Below are 2,784 nucleotides of genomic sequence, written 5' to 3' on the forward strand. Positions count from 1 at the left end.
TCACTGACCCCCTATGGCCTCGACGAACGCGGCAACCCGACGTTTCTCATCAGCACGATGGCGATGCACACCCAGAACCTTCTGGCGAACGATCGGGCGAGCTTGTTCGTGACCGAGGCTTCCGAGGTGGAAGACGCGCTCGGTGCCGGACGCGTCACTTTGATGGGGCGGGTCGTCCGCACGCCGAAAGACGCGCTCGAGTCGGTGCGCGAGCGCTATCTGGCGCGCTACGAGAACGCGTCTTATTGGGTCGACTTCAAGGATTTCGCGTTCTTTCAGATGGAGCTCGTCGACCTGTACTTCGTCGGCGGCTTCGGCGTGATGGGTTGGGTGACGGCCGAAGAATATCTCGCCGCCGAGCCCGACCCGCTCGCCGACGCGGCGTCGGGAATCATCGACCACATGAACCAGGACCACGTGAGCGCGATGCTCCTTCTCGCGCACGACGCCGCCGGAATCGACGCGGAAGATGCGAGGATGACCGCGGTCGACCGGCTCGGATTTCACGTTCGATTGAAGACCGACGATGGCATGCGCGGTGTTCGAATCCCCTTCATCCGCGAAGCGCGAAGCAGCGAAGAGGCGCGTGCCGTCCTGGTCGAGATGGTCCGAAAGGCCCGCGAGGCCTCGACTCAGTAACGGAACTGCTCCCGAACCTCATAGTGCTGCGACCGCTCATCGAAACGGGCGAGAACTTGGCGTGCGGCCGGCGGAACGTAGGCGCGTTCGTAGTCGGCTCCCCCGAACTCCTTCACCGCCTCCCATGAGTCGAACGACATGACGGTGATGAACTCGACTTCTGCGTCAAGGTCGCGCCGCAGGACCTCGACGCCTTGATAGCCTCGAATGTTCTTAGCCGCGATACCGGGCAGGACCTCCTTCTTCAGCAAGCTCTCGTATGCGTCCGCGTTTTCCGGTGTCGTGTAGCCATGCCAGATTCGCTTGACCATCGATTTCTTCCCCTCCCTCTCGCTCTACGATAGACGAAACGGAAGAAACCTCAGGGGGGAAGGGCCCAAAGACAAGCGGTGGGCAACTGGGTCCGAACGTCAATTCACCAGACCGAGGGAATGCTGGCGTCAGCCCCTCGCCGATGTGACTGACGAGGGCAGTCAGCCAGGACTCCTTGTCGGGGTTGTCATTGGGCCACCTCCCTAGGTCGTCGACATCGACCTGGAGCAGGCTTTCTGGCGTAGTCCTGAGCCCATGAACCCGCTCTGCAAGGCGAGTATCCACCGAAAAGGGGTCCGAGACCTGGGCTTGATTGCGTCACTCCCACCGATTCAGGCCTAATCGAATCCCTTCTCCTTCTTTCTGGCTGCTGCCCTCACTGGTGAATGGCGACCTTCCGCAAAACGTTTCAACCGTTTTGAACGAGAACTGTCCCGGTCGTTCTAAACTGCCACGATGAGCCACCGAACGGTCGTCGTCACCGGGGCTTCGAGCGGCATTGGCCGTGCCACGGCCCGATATCTTCGGAACCGAGAGTTTCGCGTCTTCGGGGGCGTTCGAAACGAAGCCGACGCCGCTGCGCTCCGCGAAGAGGGTATCGCGCCGCTTATTCTCGACGTGACGGACGCCGAGAGCATAACCCGCGCTGCGGAACGCCCAGGCGACGAGATCTTCGGCCTCGTCAACAACGCCGGGATCAGCGTCGGTGGGCCGCTCGAGCTTCTCCCGCTTTCCGACATCCGCCGCCAGCTCGAGGTAAACGTTCTCGGCCAGGTCGCAGTGACGCAGGCGTTTCTCCCCGCAATTCGAGCGGCGCGCGGGCGGATCATCAACATGAGCTCGATCTCCGGGCGCCTGGCGCCTCCTTTCCTTGGACCGTATGCGATGTCCAAGTTCGCTCTCGAGGCATTCAGCGACTCCCTGCGACGGGAGTTGGAACCATTCGGCGTCGAAGTGGTTTCGATCGAGCCCGGTGCCATTGCAACCCCCATCTGGGAGAAATCCATCGCGGCGGCCACCGAGCGGACACGGAACATGCCGGACGACCGGTGGTCACTCTATCGGGACGTCGTTGGGCGTATGGTCGAGCTTGCGAGGACCAGGGCGAATTCCGCCACGCCGGTCGAGGAAGTCGCCGGGGTCGTCTATGAGGCGCTCACGACGAAGCGTCCGCGCACGCGCTATCTCGTTGGGCGTGATGCGCGCCTCCGCGGCTGGCTCGCATGGATTCTCCCCGACCGAGCTCTCGACTGGCTCATTCGACGCCAATTCCGCGCTAACCCCGAGATCAAGTAACAGGTCGAGCCACGGACTTCATCGTGTTTCCGAGTTCCGCCACGGCATGAGCAGCATGGATGGCGATGCGCCGCGCCCCGAGCTGAGCGATCCCAACCCGTTTCGTTGACGATATACTCGCCGCTTCAACGAGAGGGTTTGAAGCATGCGAGAAACAACGAAGGCCCGGATTGCCATCGCCGTGCTCGGCTCCCTCGTGGCGGGCACGCTCGGAGCTCAGGAGACCGTTGCCATCGTGGGGGCCACGGTCATCGACGGGAATGGCGGCCCCCCGCTTCCCGAGGCCGTGATTGTAGTCGACGGCGATCGGATCGCGGCGATCGGCCCGGCGAGCTCGGTTCAAGTTCCTCGAGGGGCTCGCATCATCGACGCGGCTGGAAAATTCGCCACCCCGGGCTTCATCGACACCAACGTGCATCTATCGCTCTACGGCGGACACACCCCCGAGCGCTACGAGACCCTCGTTCGCTACCATGACCGACAGGAAGAGGTCGTGCTCGAGAACGCGCAGCTCCACCTCAAGTACGGCGTCACCAC

The 2,784-nt window shown here is 62.7% G+C and carries 4 protein-coding genes; 3 read left to right on the forward strand and 1 reads right to left on the reverse strand.

What is annotated here, in order from left to right:
• Positions 1 to 639, forward strand: a 639-nt coding sequence (locus VEK15_09375; GenBank protein HXV60894.1) for a DUF2470 domain-containing protein, incomplete at its 5' end; no start/stop codon positions are given.
• Here the strand turns inward: VEK15_09375 and VEK15_09380 are convergent.
• Entirely contained in the window at positions 633 to 950 is a 318-nt protein-coding gene (locus tag VEK15_09380; GenBank protein ID HXV60895.1) for an antibiotic biosynthesis monooxygenase, read from the reverse strand. The genes VEK15_09375 and VEK15_09380 overlap by 7 nt on opposite strands.
• Before the next feature lie 457 nt (positions 951 to 1,407).
• Between VEK15_09380 and VEK15_09385 the strand changes: the two genes are divergently transcribed.
• Positions 1,408 to 2,247, forward strand: coding sequence for an SDR family oxidoreductase (locus VEK15_09385; protein ID HXV60896.1), 840 nt, complete (start codon positions 1,408 to 1,410; stop codon positions 2,245 to 2,247).
• Positions 2,248 to 2,392: 145 nt separating this feature from the next.
• The coding region (locus tag VEK15_09390; protein HXV60897.1) for a hydrolase at positions 2,393 to 2,784 on the forward strand (392 nt) is incomplete at its 3' end.

It is taken from the genome of Vicinamibacteria bacterium (assembly GCA_035620555.1).
GTDB lineage: Bacteria > Acidobacteriota > Vicinamibacteria > Marinacidobacterales > SMYC01 > DASPGQ01.